The organism is Peribacillus muralis (assembly GCF_001645685.2).
GTDB classification, from domain to species: Bacteria; Bacillota; Bacilli; order Bacillales; family DSM-1321; genus Peribacillus; species Peribacillus muralis_A.
Genome location: NZ_CP017080.1, coordinates 4,608,482 through 4,624,098 on the forward strand (window position 1 = coordinate 4,608,482; position 15,617 = coordinate 4,624,098).

The following is a 15,617-nucleotide window of genomic DNA, read 5'->3' on the forward strand; positions in this document are numbered from 1 at the left end:
AGGAGCTTGGCTGCTGATTGTCCATTGTGTCATCTCCATCATTTTCAGACCATCACGCTTACCGTTTCCAGTTACGTTGTGGTTGATAGAGCTTTAGGAAGTTCCAGCAATTCACCCAGTCATCCTTTTATCCATTACTGGATAAAACGCCCTTCAAATTTACCTTAGAAGTTGTAAAACTCCTTGAGGTGCGGAATTTGCTTGAGCCAACATTGCTTGTGAAGCTTGTGCCAAGATGGAGTTTTTAGTTTGCTCCATCATTGTTTTAGCCATATCTGTGTCACGTACACGTGATTCAGCAGCAGTCAGGTTTTCAGAAGAAGTACCTAAGTTGTTGATTGTGTGCTCTAAACGGTTTTGGTTAGCACCTAATTTAGAACGCTCTGCAGAAACTGTGTCAATTGCAGATTGGATTTTCGTGATAGCAGCTGATGCGTTTTTAGCATTAGAAACATCAAGACCAGATTCAACGCCTGTAGAATCAGTTCCATTGCTTACACTTGTTTCAGTAGTGAACCCTGCTCCAGTACCTGTCAATCCAAGAGCGCTTGCACGCATGTCACCAATTTCAAGAGTCAGGCTTTGGTTTTCGTTAGCACCGATTTGGAATTGAAGTCCTGCGCCATCAGCTTTTCCTTCTGTTGTAGCAACAGTTTTGTTTGTAACACCTGTTCCGCCAGCAAGATCAGCTTTTAAGGTTGTATCCTCACCTTTTGATTTCGCTGTAATTTCCACTTGTCCACCTGTCACAGTAACATCGTATTTAGCATTTAAATCCGCATCGCCTGTGATAGCTGTTTTGATAGCTGTAGCTGTAGTATCCGCATCAGTAGCAAAGTTTACTGTCTTACCTAAAACATTTACAGATCCTGCTGTCATTCCAGTTAGATCAAATTCAACCTTTGCTGAATTTCCAGTAGTGCTAGAATCTTTAGCACCATTCAATAACTTCTGAGTATTGAACTCAGTCGTGTTACCGATACGGTTGATTTCAGATGTTAGGGAATCCATTTCTTTTTGGATTTCGCCGCGGTCGTTTGTTGTATTAGTATCTGTTGATGCTTGAGTAGCAAGTTCACGCATGCGTTGAAGGATGTCAGTCGTTTCGTTTAATGCACCTTCAGCAGTTTGGATTAGAGAGATCGCATCTTGTGAGTTACGGGAAGCTTGATCCAATCCGCGGATTTGTCCACGCATTTTTTCAGAGATTGCTAGACCAGCTGCATCGTCACCAGCACGGTTGATACGCATACCAGAAGCTAGTTTCTCCATTGATTTGGATTGAGCGTTTGTAGCACTTGATAATTGACGGTGTGTGTTAAGAGCTGAAATATTGTGATTGATGATCATTTATGTTTCCTCCTTGAGTTTTAAGTTCCCACATCCATGTGGTTCATCACGGTGGGCAGTGAATAAGTCGGCCGCCTATATCACAGCCCATCGTTGTATAGTTAATATCGACCTGCTTCGAAACATATTTAGCGGATTTTACGATTTTTTCTTGAAATACTCATTTATGTTTTGCAGCAGATGTGATTCCGTTTGAGTGGCCTCACTATTTTCCTGCTGGATCGATAGATAGATTTCCTTTCTATGGATCTCGACGTTTTTCGGGGCATTGATGCCGAGCTTTATCTGTTCTCCCTCAATCGAGAGGATCGTGATTTCGATATCATCGCCGATCATGATCGCTTCATTGGGCTTTCTCGTCAATACAAGCATCATTTCGCCCCCTGTTCTGCCGGAGGCTCGAACAGCTTATGCTTCGTTCGGTAATCAGTTCCGGTCAGGATGTATTGCTTACCGCTTTTTTTTGATCCATTTATGATGACGGGCGCCTGAAGGTTCGCTGTCGTTTCATTGAAGGGGTCAGAAATCGTCAAGATCACGAACGTAAGGACATCCTGCTCCGTTTTTATTTGTAAAAGCTCGAGCACTTCATCCGTAAGCTTCACTTCGTAATCGGGAAATACATCAAAAGGATTCGTGACAATGAAGGCAATCTCTTTTGTTTTGGTAGATTGCAGGACGAAAAAGGGGGTGTCATCCAATGTAAGCAGGCAAAACTGCTTTTCTTCCAAAAAGCCCGGCAGCCCGCTTTCGAATCGATAAATCTCTTCTGCCACCAATTCAATTTCGCCATGAAATTTCGTTTGTACATTCATCTTTGTTTTCACTCACCTGTCTCTTCTGGATATAAATTAATGAAATCAATATCCAGCGTATTTTTTTGAAGGATGTCCAAATTGACACTGCCCGGTGTGTAAGTATGTTCCGGCCTGTAGATCTGGGCATCAATGATCGGTTTTTGGGCGGTTGCCTTTATCTCCACTTGCGCCGGCTCGTAGTCAAGCTTCACGCTGAAATAAGAGGGTAACCAGCCAAGGTTGAATTGCTTTTCCGCCCCTTTGCTGTTTTGCTTGGCCTGATCGGCGAGCGGACTGCCGCCTCTTTCTATGTGCCTCAGCTCCGTCCCCTGCTGTGAGCGTCGAGCCATGCCTGCGAGCCAATCCTGGTATCCTTGCTGGGCGAATTCCTCCACTCGCTTAGAGAGGCTTTTCAAATCCATTTCCTCCCTGGCCTTTGTCTGATCGATCGTCAGCTTGCCTCGGTTCGTGTGGATTTCCAAAATGGCCTGCGGCTGTTCGATCGATTGGACCGCTGCCTTTTGTTCAATTTGCTGTACAGGCTGTTCGATATCCAACCCAATCTTCATCGGGGTGGATTGCAATCTAATTTGCGGAATCTGCATCATCAACACTCCTTATAAAAAAAAGCTATCCATTTAAGAATAGCTTAGCGTAGAAAATCCAATAAACTCGGTTGCATGATTTTTGCCCCAATGCTTAATGCGGCACTATGAATGCTTTCCTGGGTCGTTAAATCCATGATCGCTTTTTCGATATCGACATCCTCGTTTTTTGAAAGGATCGAGGTAGCAAAAACCTCCTGCTGCTTGAGACGGTCCGTCATCAGCTCAATCCGGTTTTGCCTGGCGCCGACCTGGGCCTGCATGCCCAAGAAGGTATTGATCGTTTCGTCAAGCCCTTTAAGCGTGCTGGTCACATCGCCGCCGCTTTCCAGTGCAGCGATCGTTTTGTCGATGCTCCCGCCATTTGCAAGCGCTTCTCCAAAAACCTTCGAGCCGTCCGTGTTGATTTTCAAGGAAATCCCCGAAAACACCTCAAGGTTTATATCCCCTTTGCCATATACGATATTCCCATTCGCGTCTTTAACGGAAGATGGCTTCACATTCGTATCCTGACCGTTGAAAATATACTTACCGCCGATCTGTGTGTCACCGAGGGTGATGAGATGTTCCTTCAATTGCTTGATTTCCTCTGAAATGTTTTTCGATTGATCTCCTTCGTACGTGCCATTGCTTCCTTGAACCGTTATCTCCCGAATTCGCTGCATCGTGGAGACCGCTTCAGAAATCGTATCATCCGTACTGTCGATCCAATTCGTCGCCTCGGAAATATTGCTCTGATACTGTCCGATTTGATTCAGGTTCGTCCGGTACCCCATCCCCATCATGGCCGCGACCGGATCGTCGGATGGTTTGGAGAATTTCTTTTGAGAGGAAACCTGCTCTTGCAGCTTGGCCATCTTTTCGTAGCTGCCGCTTAAATTGGTTAACATATTATTGGTTAGCATCGATTGCGTTACCCGCATGTTCGTTCACTCCTCTTATCGGCCTACCGTGCCCATTCCGTTGATGATTTTATCGAGCATTTCATCCATCATCGTCATCATCCTCGCAGAAGCATTGTACGCCTGCTGGAATTTGATCATGTCGGTCATTTCTTCATCTAGTGAAACGGAGCTGACGGAATCCCTATTTTGATTGACGGAAGTGGCAAGCACAACCGAGTTGGACAGGTTCTTTTGGGCGCTTTGGGAATCGACACCAAGCTTGCCGATGATACCGGCATAATACGTGTCGAAGCTTCCCGTCAATTCTTTTGAATTTTGGTCCTTCGTCGAGTACTCACTGAACGCCTTCTTTTTCAGGTCTGCCAGAAGTTTGGCATTTTCGTTATCGCCGGATGCGCCGCCGCTTTTACCGCCTGCAGCAATTTTGGAAGGGTCCTTTATGATCTCACTGTTCACCTTGATGCTTTGGGCAGCACTCTTGCCTGGCTCTATCTCGAAGAAGTTCAGGGCGGAATTGCTGCCCTCGCCCAATGCATATCCTTGTTTGTGGATGGCATTGAACTCATTCACGAAGGCAGCCGTCATATTATCGAGCTTTTTCAGCATATCGGGATAAGCTCCGCCGATCGTTCCGTCAGCCTTTTTATATCCGAAGCTGTTGATCAAGCCGGATAATTCACCTGAAAACTTGTAGTCCGTCAATGTTTTTGAGCCGACTTTCACTCCATCGACCATACCTGTCGTTTTGTCATAGCTGACTTCCACTTTCGATGTGGCCACCATTCCGGTTTGGTTAACGCTTACTAGATTGATGGGCGGCTTATAGGAAGAACCGTCCTCCTGCATCAATTCGATATTGTACAGTCCTGTAGCTACATCGCTTGCCCTTCCGTAGTCCGTCGGTATGACATTCTGCACTTTTATGCTGACAAGCTGTGAAAGGTTATCAACAAGAACATCACGTTTATCATAGAGGTCGTTGGGGATATAGCCATGCGGCTCGACCTTGCTGATTTGTTGGTTAAGCTGGTCGATGCTGCTGATGAGCGTGTTGATTTCGTTCGCTTTGACGTTGATTTGATTTCCGATATCCGTTTGGACGCTCGTAAGCGAGTTATAGTAGTAGTTCAAGGTATCTGCAACCATGACCCCTGTCGAGGCAACGACTTCGCGCGCACCGGAGTTTTCCGTGTTCGCCGTCAACCCTTGGAGTGAATTCCAGAACTTCTCCATCGTGGCAGCCAATCCGCTGTCGGTCGGTTCGTTCATGACCCCTTCCATTTTGGTCAAGGATTCGCTCATCGCCCCATAATATCCGATTTTATTGCTTTGTGTCCGATACTGTGCATCGAGGAAGCTGTCCCGGATACGCTGCACCGTTTCCGCCGCAACACCTGTGCCGATTTGGCCGGCCACCCGCGGGCTGTTCATCCCGACAGTAGGGAAACCAGACGTCTGGACGAGGTTGACCCGCTGCCTGGAATAGCCTAGTGTATTGGCGTTGGCCACGTTATTTCCCGTGGTGTACAAGGCTCCCTGCGAGGTAGATAATCCACGCTTGGCCGTCTCAAGGCCCATAAAGGTTGAAATCATTTTGCTCATGCCTCCTTTTGTCAGTTTGTTATGCTTTTGAATCAAACATCGTGATGCCGCTTTTGGCGGGCTTTTTAACCGAGTTGCCGTAATTCAGATTTTGATTCCGAGGCCTGAACATATCCAAAGAGACGTTGATGAATTGAAGCGACTGATAAATCAATTGCTGATTTAAAGTGTTCCGTTCCTTCAGGTTAGCCACTTCTTCCATCAATTCGGCTTTTAGTTGGTTCAATTTTTCCGTTTCGACCGTGCCCGTCAGTTCGGTTACGCCGTGGATGGAGGCAGGTTGTCCCGCTTTCCCATTTGCACGAAGGAAATCCGCGACCGCCACTTCTCTATCCTTATCCGTTTGACTGATCGCTTTCATATGCTTTTGTTCCTGAATCAGCAGTGCGGTTATTGCCTCGGTATCATTCGCTTTCAACAGGGCCGTTTTCCTTATCGCTAAATGATTGAAGCTTTTATGAAGCTTGATCAATTTTTCAAGCGACTCGATGATGCTGCTTACAGACATTTCCCTGCCTCCTCTCCTCATGAATGAGGGACGGAAACTGGTGCCTCCCGTCCAATGCATTCATCCATTTCTTTTCAAACGTTCATTTCCGGTAAAAATCGATGAGACCTTTAGCCGTCGCTTGTGCATTCAATTTATAATTTCCGTTCTCCACTTGCATCTTCAGTTCATCCACTTTTGCTTGTCTTGCAGCAGGTATCGGAGATGATTGCTGCATTTCTTTTGCTGCTGAAGAAATTTCAACTTTATCCTGGGCACCGGCCTTGGATTCCTTGATATTCCCTGCTTTATTTGCTTGAAGATTATACGGGTTAACACCTGTCATACCGACGTTATTGATTTTCATATTCCAGATCCTCTCCTTCGGTCGATTTATCCATCCCAATTTACGATTCCCCCAACAGGCCATTGGAGTCGCTATAAACCGTTTCATTCACCCTATCCTTATTATCGACAAGGAATGGGCATTTTTTAAGGTTTCTTGTTATCTTTCCTCCGACAGCAATTGTCGAAAATTGTTCTCAATATCGAATATTTTAGCAAATCATGCATTAGGCTGCCATGATTTACCCTTCTTGATTATCCTTCATGTAATACGTGTTTTTTTTATCATTCCCGAGATTTTCAGTCAGGCGCCTTTCCTCATCTTCAAATGCCTGTAAATCCGCACGCAGGGAATCGCCGCAATTGTCGCATAACCTTCCGCTCTTGATCTGGGTGCCGCACTTTTCACACGGAATGCCTAAATTAGGGAACTGCGAAATCCTTAGCTTTCCTGTTTTCACGAATTTAATGATCAAGATTTCTTCCACACCAGTGTCCTTGACCACTTGCATCATGGAGGCCGTCCGATTTATTTTCTTGCGAATATATGCATACACTTTATCATATTTAGCTTCTTCCTCTTTATAACAGGCATCGCAAACGTCGCGGAATTTCGTCATGACGAATAACGAATTACAGCTTGGGCAGTTGAATATATCCATCAAGGTCCCTCCTAACCATCACACCGATTATTGATTTGTACTGTATATATCGAATAATCCGTACGATACTTTAGGAAGTTCCTTAAATTTGTGCTATTTCACCTACTCAAAGTGATCGATGATACGGCTTTCGCCCCAGCTTTTTTCAAGGCTTTGGCTGCTTGCCTGAGTGTTGTGCCGGTTGTGTATATGTCATCGATGACCAAAATCGATTGATTACGCAGCAAATCCTTTTTTGCGATCTGGAAAACCTGTGGCAACGTCATTCTCTCATGACGTGATTTTTTTGATTGTTTTTCCGTATCGATCCGTGTCAGCAACTCGACTGTCCGAAGGCCAAGAAGATCCGCCAAAGCTTGCGCCTGGTTGAACCCCCGCTCCTTTAGCCGTTCATCACTAAGCGGGATGCACGTTATAAGGTCGTACTCCATGTCCTCCAGTATCTCCCTCATATAGGGGACAAAAATCTCAGCCAATGCATAATCCCCGCGGTACTTATATTTGGCAATGATTCCTTTCAGATGTTCATTATAGTGAAATAGCGATATATTCTTGGACAAATAGCCGGACCACTGCTCATCGCTTTCCCATCTCGTGCAATCGAAACAGATGTCACCACTGCTATAATTTCCGGCCAGGCTCCTTGAACAGAAGGAGCACCTCTTCCCGGTTATCCTTTCCAGCTTTCCCTCACATCCTTTGCAGATTGCCTTGGCCTCGAGTGGCTTAAGCAAGTTCCTCCATGTCAAGGCATCCTTCATTGCTTCGTCACAAACAAGGCATCTACGCATCGAGCAATCCCATTTCCCGAGCAGCCTTATTCATCATTTGGATATGATGGATCGCCTCGCTCATCGCTTTACTTTTGCCATAATGAAAAAAAGTGATCGTGCCGTGCGGATGTGCCGAGCTTCTCCCCACCCTTCCGGCAATTTGGACGAGGGCGCTTTCTGAAAACACTTCATGCTCCGAGCCGATCACGGCAACCTCCAAGCGTTCAATCGTCACCCCGCGTTCCAGAATGGTCGTGGTCAATAGCCCTGGAACCTCTCCATTCCTTAACGCCATCACTCTTTCTTTTCGCTTGGGATGCTGGGAGTGGACGATATTCAAGTTAGGAGACAGCGTGTGAAACAGTGGAACGACTTGCTCCAACACTTGAATGCTCGGAAAAAACAAGAGGAAGGGGGTGTTTTGCCTCAGCCGGTCACTTACCCACCTGCTAATAACGGGGGGAATCTTTTTCCCATGAAATTTTTTCTGCCAGTTCCCGCACCACTTCATTTCCGGGACAGGAATTGGCTGACGATGGTAACGGGCCGGGATGGTCACGGCTTTCAATTTGCCGCTTCGGTGCAATCGCTGCATACGCTTCGAAGGGGTGGCGGTAAGGTAGATGGTTGAGGCAGAGGCTTTTTTCGACTTATTGACTGCATGACGCAGGGAAGCATCCGCGGAGTAGGGAAACGCATCAACCTCATCGACGATGATCACGTCAAAGGCTTCAATAAAACGAAAAAGCTGATGAGTCGTGGAGATAATAAGCTGAGAGGGGCTATCCCGGTCTGCACTGCCTCCATAAAGTGCAGCGACATCGATTTCGGGGAAAGCCTTTTTCAGTCTTGGTGAAAGTTCGAGAACGACATCCGTACGCGGTGTTGCCAGGCAGATTCGTTTCCCGGCAAGCAGCGCTGTCTCGACGGCTGGAAATAAGACCTCCGTCTTGCCTGCACGCAGACCGCCCATACGAGGAGCTCTCCCTTTTCGTTCACCGCATCGATTGCCCGTTGTGAGGCCGTTTGCTGCCCACCAGATAGCATGCCGTCCCACCTCATCACTTGATCAGGGATGGCATAAAGCAACTCAGGGCCGGTCCAATGATATAATCTTGCGCATTCGCTGACACGCCCCATCATGATGCACGAGCGGCAATAAGCACAGTCTCGGTTGCATATCCTGCACGGAAATGCATAAAACATGGATTGATCTTTGTTGCCGCAGCGCACACAGGTAAGCTGACCGTTTCTTGATTGCACGCCGCTTGTTTGCGCGATATGCCCATTATTAAGATGGTCTAAAATCATTGCTTCGGAAAAGGGGATTTCGGACGCCAACAGATGCCTTCCAGAGAGGTGGTTCTGAAGTTCGGGGGAAAAAGATTGGGGAATGATTGGATGTTCCACACTAAACCCTTCTTTCATCATGGATTTACTTCTCCTTATCTTCGCTTTAAGACATGCCGATTCCTCCTCTCTCCATAAAAAAACGTCCTCCCGAGCCGGGGAGGACGACTTCACTTATACTTTATACCAGCCCATCCCCATCGAGCCTTCACCCAGATGGGTTCCGATCACGGGACCGAAATAGCTGATGTCAAATTCGACATTCGGTAATCGTGCTTCTAGCTCGCTTTTCCATTCATGCGCTTCAGCTTCCCGCTTCGCATGGATGATGACGGCTTTAAACTTCACACCGCTTGCCGCATCTTCTCCAAGCAAATCGGCAATCCGCTTCATCGCTTTTTTCCTGGTGCGGATTTTTTCGAAGGGGACGATGACCTTATCAACAAAATGGAGGACCGGCTTCACTTGAAGCAGGCTGCCAATCAAAGCTTGGGCACTGCTTAAACGACCTCCCCGCTGTAAATGGGACAGGTCATCCGCCATGAAGTATGCCTTGACGGACGGTTTCATTTCCTCGAGCCTGGCGAGAATCTCTCCTGCTTCCTTTCCCTCAAGGGCCATCCTTGCCGCCTCGACCACGTAAAATCCCTGAACGCTGCAGCTGATCTCCGAATCGAAGGCGTGGACGTTAATTCCCTCAACCATTTCCCCTGCCGATTTCGCACCTTGATACGTGCCGCTGATGCCGCTCGATAAATGAATCGAAATGACATCATCATAGTCTTTTTCCAGCTCCTCGAACTTCTCGACGAACAGACCGATCGGTGGCTGTGAAGTCGTCGGCAATTTCTCCTGCCTCTTCACTTCCTCGTAAAACTCATCTGCAGTGATATCGACTTCTTCCCGGTAAGCTTCATTCGAGAAAATGACATTAAGCGGCATCATATGTATATGTAAACGTTCACGTATTTCCTTAGGTATATATGCAGTGCTATCCGTTACGACTGCCGTTTTCATAATGAGTACCATCCTTATATAAATTTGCTCTGGTTCTTCTTATTCAACATTTTATCCGAAAATGCCTTCATTTGCATTAAATAGCCTTTTGCCGGCAATTAAGTAAAAAAATCCGGCTCTTCAGTACGCAGTGCGAAAACTGAAGAGCCGGATTTATCAAAAGCATTACTTCACTTCTACCCAGCCGTTTTTAATAGCCAGGACAACAGCTTGTGTACGGTCATTCACATTCATCTTCTGAAGAATGTTACTTACATGGTTCTTGACTGTTTTTTCACTGATATATAGCGTTTCGCCAATGGCACGGTTGCTTTTTCCGTCAGCCAATAGTTGAAGGACTTCACATTCACGTCGAGTCAAGAGGTGAAGCGGTCTCCTGATTTCTATCGTATGTACGGAATCACGATCAGCACCCTCGTCGGCTGCCAGGCGGCGATATTCCTTAACTAAATTATGTGTAACCTTAGGATGAAGGTATGAACCGCCTTCAGCGACTACACGAACGGCATCGATCAATGCATCCGCATCCATCTCTTTCAATAGGTAGCCTTGGGCTCCCGTTTTCAGCGCATGCTGTACGTAGTTCTCATCATCGTGAATCGAAAGGATGATCACTTTTGTTTCAGGGTACCGGTTAACGAGCATTTTGGTTGCTTCGACCCCATTCATGTTCGGCATGTTGATATCCATGATAACAACATCTGGTTTATGTGTTTCAACGAGATCCATGGCTTCGCTTCCGTCATCACCCTCGGCAACAACATCAAAGGATGATTCAAAATCTAATATGCGCTTAACGCCTTCACGGAAAAGCTGATGGTCATCGATAATGATGATACTAGTCTTCAACGGCTTCTTCCTCCTAGTTTCTATTTATGATGCCTATTCTCTATAATTCATAGGGAATTTGTATAAATACCAAAGTGCCTGCGCCTGGCTGTGAATCGATCGTCATTTCACCTTCAAGCAGCTCGACCCTCTCCCTCATGCCCACCAAGCCAAATGAGCCTTCTTTTTGTATGGAACAGTCGAACCCTTTTCCATCATCTTTGACGACAACGGTCACCATCTCTTTTGAAATGGACAGTTTAACTTGAACCTGTTTTGGCTCTGCGTGCTTCAATGAATTTTGTACAGCTTCTTGAACAAGCCTGAACAAAGCGACCTCCATATCGGGAGGAAGCCTTTTGACCTGCCCGAGATTGACGAAATTCAAATTCACGCCATTATTATAGTCTTCGGTCGTTTGCAGGTACTTTCTGAGGGTAGGAACAAGACCTAAATCATCAAGTGCCATAGGGCGAAGATCATAGATGATCCTGCGCACTTCATATAGGGCATTCCTCACCATGACCTTCAAACTGCGGATTTCCACTAACGCTTCATCAGGCCCTCTCTCCCGCTGGACACGTTCGATCAAGTCTGAACGCATCATGACATTCGCCAGCATTTGCGCTGGACCATCATGGATTTCCCGTGAAAGCTTTTTTCTTTCCTGCTCCTGGGCTTCGATTATTTTCAAGCCGAAGTCCTGTTTGCGTTTCGCTTCCTGCAGGGCCTCCCCTACAAATTTCAGGTCCTGGGTCAAATAATTCTGTACGACCGAAATTTGCGAGACAAGATGCACCGCTTTATCGATCGTCGCCTGCAAGCCCCTTAACCTTAATTCAAGTTCATCACGGCGATTGCGAAGCTCCTTCTCCAATTGCCGGTTTATTTGCAAATCGACTTGCAGCTTATGCGCCCTTTCATAAGCATCCCTTACCTGCTCTTCAGAAAAATGGTTGAAGTGCATACTGACCTCGGAAAGCCTTTTTCGAGCAAATCTGGCTTTTGAGTCCAGTGCATCACTGTCGGTTATTACAATGGCGACCCTGATTTTCACATCATCAAGCTCTTTTGTTAGTGATTCAAAATCTTTTCGGCATTGCTCACCGATGTCAAAGACCTCGTCCTTACTTTCACTAACAGTGCTCACCATTGTTTCTAAGATCTTGTCCAATGCTTTAGCATCAACCTTTTTTATGGACATTAAGATCCCTCCACTATCAAAAGACTTGAACAATTTATTGTCTTAAAGACTATGTATATGGAAAAAAAATCTTTTTTCCTTTTTCATGAACGGTTAATTTTAAGGAAAATACTGTATGCAGTAACCTTCATGAACATATTGTACCAAAAAAAGAAGAAAAATACGTTAATTTCATCGTCGGATTTTTACGAAAAGTGCATATATGGTACATATCTCCCGGTCATAGGTATTATGACCGAATAGGTAGTCTAGCATACCCATTAAAGGCAAAATCCGTTTCCATTATCCTAATACAAATGATCCTATTCAATCAAAACGGGTCTTCCACTCCATTGATTATCATATGAAACAGATCGATTTATTAAATGGCAAAATCCTTGAAATGAACGGACACGCTGGGAACAAGCCAGCGTTAGTATCCAAAACCCGTAGTTTTTCCTAAAATGTTATTCTTTTAAGCATATTGATCAGCTGCACCAAATGAAAAGCAATAGAACTAATTATAACATGGACTCCTTTTTCTTATATTAAAGTTTCTTTACACATCAGCTCTTGAAATAAATCGTGATTGCCACTTTTTACACAAAGAATTATAATGAATCAACCATAGCAAGTATGAAGGTGGAATAGTATGCTCACTAAATATTTAACGGTGACAGGCCGCGGCGAACATGAAATCACCATTGAAAAATCACGTTTCATTTCCCACATCGCACGCGTCGAAACGGAAGAAGCCGCACATGCATTCATCCAGGAGATCAAGAAAAAGCACAAAGATGCTACACATAATTGTTCAGCCTATATGATCGGGGAGCAAAACCAAATCCAAAAGGCACTTGATGACGGGGAACCGAGTGGTACGGCAGGAGTACCCATCCTCGAGGTTCTTAAGAAAAAAGAGTTGAAAGACACTGTTGTAGTGGTTACAAGGTATTTCGGGGGAATCAAACTTGGCGCAGGAGGATTGATCCGCGCTTATAGCAAGTCGACATCAGAGGGAATCAATGCCACTGGTATCGTCATGAGAAAGTTAATGAGAGTCATTTCGACAACGGTCGACTATACATGGCTCGGAAAATTGGAAAACGAATTACGTTCTTCCATTTATCAAATAAAGGAAATTAAATACCTCGATCAAGTAACGATCCTCGTATATGCCGAAGAAGCACATAAAGAAACCTATACCTCCTGGATGACTGAGCTGACTAACGGTCAAGGTGAAATCGTTGAAGGTGAAATGCTTTATTTGGAGGAGGCATTCGCCTGATTTCCCCCTGCATTTTTTTCCTTTTTTAGGCTGTAATATAATTGAAAAGAAATATTTATTTTACGAAATTATTAAACCATTGTAAAATTAGGTTTGTTATATGACGAAATATAATATGATAGATTCGAAAAATAGCGATTTATGTCAAAAGCTCGTTATTTAAAAGGAGAAGAAAAGATGTCTACTACTAGGCGTGTCTATAAAATAAAGAAGACAAAGAAAAAAAGGCGAAAGAGGCTGTGGCTTTTCCTGGTGCCTCTGCTGGTACTTGGACTGGGTGCCACTACGTATGCCGCAACTCTATATATGAAAGCACAGCATGTATTCAATGATTCATATGATCCCGTGGAGGCTTCGGCGAAGCGGAGTGCATCCGTCGACCCGCTCGAAGATAATTTCTCCATTCTATTCATAGGAATCGATGATAGTGACGAACGGGACTATAAAGGAAATTCACGCTCGGATGCTTTAATCCTGGCTACGTTCAATAAAGATCAGAAATCGATTAAACTTTTGAGCATCCCGCGTGATTCCTATGTGTATGTGCCCGCCAAGGGAGTCACCACAAAAATCAATGCTGCACATGCTGCCGGAGGTCCAAAAGCTACGATGGATACCGTGGAAGAATTATTTGATGTTCCAGTCGATTATTATGTACGCATGAATTTCAATGCTTTCATAGATGTCGTGAATTCTTTGGATGGAATCGAAGTTGACGTGCCATATGAAATGCATGAAATGGACTCACATGACAAAAAGAATGCGATCCATCTGCAAAAAGGAATACAGACCGTTGATGGTGAAGAGGCACTGGCCTTTGCACGCACACGTAAACAAGACAGTGATATCCAACGCGGCGAGCGCCAGCAGGAAGTCCTTAAAGCCATCATTGCCAAAGCTACATCCGCTGGAGCTTTAACGAAATATACTGACGTAATGGAAGCTGTCGGTGACAATATGACTACAAATCTTCAATTCTCACAAATTAAAGGTTTCATAAAATATGTAACTGGCGATAATGGCCTAGATCTTGAAACGATCAAGCTTGAAGGACAGGATTCCACCATTAACGGAACTTATTATTATCAGTTGAATGAAACGTCCGTAGCGAACACGAAGCTATTGCTTCAATCACACTTGAATTTGGGACCTAAAGAAGTCTCCAATCAAACCGAAGCCGTACAGCCGCAGGTAGAAGAATAAAAAAAAAGCCCACTTGAAAAAGTGGGCTTTCCTTATGGACAAAAAAAGGCCCTAACCGCAAATGCACGGGTAGGGCCCATTCATGAATCTAGTAATCTATCATGGTTTGTTTTTAAAATTGAGCATCTTCAGCAGCGGCTGGTAGTTTGAGTTGACCAAACCGATTTTCTCGACAAAAATCTCTATGATCAGCAGCAGACCCGTCACCAGGATCAAAGCCCCCCACATCGTCGCAAATGAGAATATGATGGCTGCCAGGCCGAAGCAAGCAGCTAGGGCGTAGATAAGCAGGACGGTTTGCTTATGAGTGAACTCCAAATTGATTAAGCAGTGGTGCAAATGGGATTTATCAGCAGCAGAAATCGGCTGTTTATTGACAAGCCTGCGGATAATCGCGAAAAATGTATCCGAAATCGGCACGCCCAAAATGATGATCGGTACGATCAAGGAAATCATCGTAACGTTTTTAAACCCTAGAAGGGACAGGACGGCAATGATATAACCTAGGAACAGGGCGCCTGTATCCCCCATGAAGATCTTTGCCGGATGGAAATTATATTTCAGGAAGCCCAGAGTGCTTCCGATTACGATCAAGGCAACCGTGGCAACGAATAGATCACCTTTGATGAGCGCCATCGTTGCAATCGTCACTAATGCAATCGTCGAAACACCGCCTGCAAGGCCATCGAGACCGTCTATCAGGTTAATGGCATTGATGATGCTGACAATCCATAAAATAGTGATGGGCGTACTTAATATTCCAAATTCCAGTGTATCCGTAAAGAACGGTAAATTGATGAATTCCACTTCAAGACCGCCCCATAAGACGATGATGAGGGCAGCAAGAATCTGGCCCAGAAATTTGGGTGCAGCCTTCAATTCATAAATATCATCCGCCATTCCGATCAATATGATGATCAGTGCGCCGACCAGGAGTGGCAATTGTCCGGAAAAATCATTCGTAAACAGTAAGAAAGTAATGAAAAAACTTAAAAATATAGCTAAACCGCCCATGCGCGGCATAATTTTACTATGCACTTTTCGCTCATTCGGTTTATCGGTAGCTCCTAATTTAAAGGCCAGCTTTCCGACAAAAGGAGTCAAAAAAATGGATAATAAAAAAGCTACCAACAAGGCCCCGATTAACATTAAGAACCACCTCAATCCAACTAAAAATCTAATACCCGTCACGCTTTATAAGAAAACCTATATATAAATGGTT

General features: G+C 45.0%; 17 protein-coding genes. 2 read left to right on the forward strand and 15 right to left on the reverse strand.

Annotated features, from left to right (window positions below):
- Window positions 1-159: 159 nt before the first annotated feature.
- From ABE28_RS22430 to ABE28_RS22495, 14 genes are all read right to left on the reverse strand, one after another.
- Entirely contained in the window at window positions 160-1,350 is a 1,191-nt protein-coding gene (locus ABE28_RS22430) for a flagellin N-terminal helical domain-containing protein (protein WP_064467184.1), read from the reverse strand.
- Between the two features lie 138 nt (window positions 1,351-1,488).
- On the reverse strand, window positions 1,489-1,722 hold the full coding sequence (csrA, locus tag ABE28_RS22435; RefSeq protein WP_064467183.1) for a carbon storage regulator CsrA: 234 nt from the start codon (window positions 1,720-1,722) through the stop codon (window positions 1,489-1,491).
- On the reverse strand, window positions 1,722-2,165 hold the full coding sequence (fliW, locus tag ABE28_RS22440) for a flagellar assembly protein FliW (RefSeq protein ID WP_064467314.1): 444 nt from the start codon (window positions 2,163-2,165) through the stop codon (window positions 1,722-1,724). Before fliW ends, csrA begins: the two co-directional genes overlap by 1 nt.
- 8 nt (window positions 2,166-2,173) lie before the next feature.
- Window positions 2,174-2,755: a DUF6470 family protein gene (locus tag ABE28_RS22445; protein WP_306807311.1), complete on the reverse strand. Its 582-nt coding sequence runs from the start codon at window positions 2,753-2,755 to the stop codon at window positions 2,174-2,176.
- 41 nt (window positions 2,756-2,796) lie between these two features.
- Window positions 2,797-3,675, reverse strand: a complete 879-nt coding sequence (gene flgL, locus ABE28_RS22450) for a flagellar hook-associated protein FlgL (protein ID WP_064467181.1) — start codon at window positions 3,673-3,675, stop codon at window positions 2,797-2,799.
- Between the two features lie 15 nt (window positions 3,676-3,690).
- Window positions 3,691-5,250: a flagellar hook-associated protein FlgK gene (flgK, locus tag ABE28_RS22455; RefSeq protein WP_064467180.1), complete on the reverse strand. Its 1,560-nt coding sequence runs from the start codon at window positions 5,248-5,250 to the stop codon at window positions 3,691-3,693.
- Between the two features lie 28 nt (window positions 5,251-5,278).
- Window positions 5,279-5,767: a flagellar protein FlgN gene (locus ABE28_RS22460; protein WP_064467179.1), complete on the reverse strand. Its 489-nt coding sequence runs from the start codon at window positions 5,765-5,767 to the stop codon at window positions 5,279-5,281.
- A gap of 82 nt (window positions 5,768-5,849) precedes the next feature.
- A complete protein-coding gene (gene flgM, locus ABE28_RS22465) occupies window positions 5,850-6,113 on the reverse strand; it encodes a flagellar biosynthesis anti-sigma factor FlgM (RefSeq protein WP_064467178.1) in 264 nt (87 codons plus the stop codon).
- A gap of 220 nt (window positions 6,114-6,333) precedes the next feature.
- Window positions 6,334-6,753: a TIGR03826 family flagellar region protein gene (locus tag ABE28_RS22470; RefSeq protein WP_306807312.1), complete on the reverse strand. Its 420-nt coding sequence runs from the start codon at window positions 6,751-6,753 to the stop codon at window positions 6,334-6,336.
- Window positions 6,754-6,851: 98 nt separating this feature from the next.
- Window positions 6,852-7,544: a ComFC family protein gene (locus ABE28_RS22475; RefSeq protein WP_064467176.1), complete on the reverse strand. Its 693-nt coding sequence runs from the start codon at window positions 7,542-7,544 to the stop codon at window positions 6,852-6,854.
- Window positions 7,537-8,499, reverse strand: coding sequence for a helicase-related protein (locus ABE28_RS22480; RefSeq protein WP_306807313.1), 963 nt, complete (start codon window positions 8,497-8,499; stop codon window positions 7,537-7,539). Before ABE28_RS22480 ends, ABE28_RS22475 begins: the two co-directional genes overlap by 8 nt.
- Window positions 8,500-9,050: 551 nt before the next feature.
- Window positions 9,051-9,893: a DegV family protein gene (locus ABE28_RS22485; RefSeq protein ID WP_064467175.1), complete on the reverse strand. Its 843-nt coding sequence runs from the start codon at window positions 9,891-9,893 to the stop codon at window positions 9,051-9,053.
- 165 nt (window positions 9,894-10,058) lie between these two features.
- Window positions 10,059-10,742, reverse strand: coding sequence for a response regulator (locus ABE28_RS22490; protein ID WP_064467174.1), 684 nt, complete (start codon window positions 10,740-10,742; stop codon window positions 10,059-10,061).
- A gap of 40 nt (window positions 10,743-10,782) precedes the next feature.
- Window positions 10,783-11,925: a sensor histidine kinase gene (locus ABE28_RS22495; RefSeq protein WP_064467173.1), complete on the reverse strand. Its 1,143-nt coding sequence runs from the start codon at window positions 11,923-11,925 to the stop codon at window positions 10,783-10,785.
- 631 nt (window positions 11,926-12,556) lie between these two features.
- Between ABE28_RS22495 and ABE28_RS22500 the strand changes: the two genes are divergently transcribed.
- Both ABE28_RS22500 and ABE28_RS22505 read left to right on the forward strand, forming a co-directional pair.
- On the forward strand, window positions 12,557-13,192 hold the full coding sequence (locus ABE28_RS22500; protein ID WP_064467172.1) for a YigZ family protein: 636 nt from the start codon (window positions 12,557-12,559) through the stop codon (window positions 13,190-13,192).
- A 177-nt stretch (window positions 13,193-13,369) separates the two neighbouring features.
- Window positions 13,370-14,395, forward strand: a complete 1,026-nt coding sequence (locus tag ABE28_RS22505; RefSeq protein WP_064467171.1) for an LCP family protein — start codon at window positions 13,370-13,372, stop codon at window positions 14,393-14,395.
- A gap of 99 nt (window positions 14,396-14,494) precedes the next feature.
- Here the strand turns inward: ABE28_RS22505 and ABE28_RS22510 are convergent, their stop codons facing one another.
- Window positions 14,495-15,544: a glycosyltransferase family 4 protein gene (locus ABE28_RS22510; RefSeq protein WP_064467170.1), complete on the reverse strand. Its 1,050-nt coding sequence runs from the start codon at window positions 15,542-15,544 to the stop codon at window positions 14,495-14,497.
- Between the last annotated feature and the right edge of the window lie 73 nt (window positions 15,545-15,617).

What these genes read in the sequence shown, in the direction of transcription:
- ABE28_RS22470 (WP_306807312.1), bottom strand. Translation starts at nt 6,753, where the DNA reads ATGGATATATTCAACTGCCCAAGCTGTAATTCGTTATTCGTCATGACG.
- flgM (WP_064467178.1), bottom strand. Translation starts at nt 6,113, where the DNA reads ATGAAAATCAATAACGTCGGTATGACAGGTGTTAACCCGTATAATCTT.
- ABE28_RS22500 (WP_064467172.1), top strand. Translation starts at nt 12,557, where the DNA reads ATGCTCACTAAATATTTAACGGTGACAGGCCGCGGCGAACATGAAATC.
- fliW (WP_064467314.1), bottom strand. Translation starts at nt 2,165, where the DNA reads ATGAATGTACAAACGAAATTTCATGGCGAAATTGAATTGGTGGCAGAA.
- csrA (WP_064467183.1), bottom strand. Translation starts at nt 1,722, where the DNA reads ATGCTTGTATTGACGAGAAAGCCCAATGAAGCGATCATGATCGGCGAT.
- ABE28_RS22475 (WP_064467176.1), bottom strand. Translation starts at nt 7,544, where the DNA reads ATGCGTAGATGCCTTGTTTGTGACGAAGCAATGAAGGATGCCTTGACA.
- ABE28_RS22510 (WP_064467170.1), bottom strand. Translation starts at nt 15,544, where the DNA reads ATGTTAATCGGGGCCTTGTTGGTAGCTTTTTTATTATCCATTTTTTTG.
- flgL (WP_064467181.1), bottom strand. Translation starts at nt 3,675, where the DNA reads ATGCGGGTAACGCAATCGATGCTAACCAATAATATGTTAACCAATTTA.
- flgK (WP_064467180.1), bottom strand. Translation starts at nt 5,250, where the DNA reads ATGATTTCAACCTTTATGGGCCTTGAGACGGCCAAGCGTGGATTATCT.
- ABE28_RS22505 (WP_064467171.1), top strand. Translation starts at nt 13,370, where the DNA reads ATGTCTACTACTAGGCGTGTCTATAAAATAAAGAAGACAAAGAAAAAA.
- ABE28_RS22495 (WP_064467173.1), bottom strand. Translation starts at nt 11,925, where the DNA reads ATGTCCATAAAAAAGGTTGATGCTAAAGCATTGGACAAGATCTTAGAA.
- ABE28_RS22445 (WP_306807311.1), bottom strand. Translation starts at nt 2,755, where the DNA reads ATGATGCAGATTCCGCAAATTAGATTGCAATCCACCCCGATGAAGATT.
- ABE28_RS22430 (WP_064467184.1), bottom strand. Translation starts at nt 1,350, where the DNA reads ATGATCATCAATCACAATATTTCAGCTCTTAACACACACCGTCAATTA.
- ABE28_RS22485 (WP_064467175.1), bottom strand. Translation starts at nt 9,893, where the DNA reads ATGAAAACGGCAGTCGTAACGGATAGCACTGCATATATACCTAAGGAA.
- ABE28_RS22480 (WP_306807313.1), bottom strand. Translation starts at nt 8,499, where the DNA reads ATGGGCGGTCTGCGTGCAGGCAAGACGGAGGTCTTATTTCCAGCCGTC.
- ABE28_RS22460 (WP_064467179.1), bottom strand. Translation starts at nt 5,767, where the DNA reads ATGTCTGTAAGCAGCATCATCGAGTCGCTTGAAAAATTGATCAAGCTT.